Source organism: Allobosea sp. ASV33, from assembly GCF_016428755.1.
GTDB lineage: Bacteria > Pseudomonadota > Alphaproteobacteria > Rhizobiales > Beijerinckiaceae > Allobosea.
Genome location: NZ_JAELTI010000215.1, coordinates 1 through 407 on the forward strand (window position 1 = coordinate 1; position 407 = coordinate 407).

Annotated in this window: 1 protein-coding gene; it reads left to right on the plus strand. The window is 68.3% G+C overall.

Annotated features, from left to right (window positions below):
* The coding region (locus JHD80_RS27170) for an acyltransferase family protein (RefSeq protein ID WP_465246567.1) at positions 1–407 on the plus strand (407 nt) is incomplete at both ends.

Consider the following 407-nt stretch of genomic DNA (forward strand, 5'->3'; position numbering starts at 1 on the left):
GTTCGCCGGTGCGCTGCTGGCGGCGGTGATGATCGAGCGGCCCGACTTCATCGCTGCACTGAAGGCGCGCATGCACCACGCCATGTGGGTGCCGCTGGCCGTGCCGCTGTTGATGGCGCTGCAATGGGACAACCAGGACGCCATGGTCTGGGGCATCACCGTGGTGGAATGCGCCGCCGTGGTGCTGCTGGTGGCGGCAAGCCAGGGCTCGGGCCTGGTCTTCGACATGCTGTCGTCCCCCACGCTGGTGAAGCTGGGCCGCCTGTCCTATGGCGTCTACCTCTGGCACTACCCGGTGGTGCGCTATCTGCGCGCCGACTTCTCGTGGCCCGTGGTGGTGGCGCTGGGCCTGGCGATCTCGGTGACGCTGTCGGCGCTGTCGTTCTACACGATCGAGCGCTGGGCGC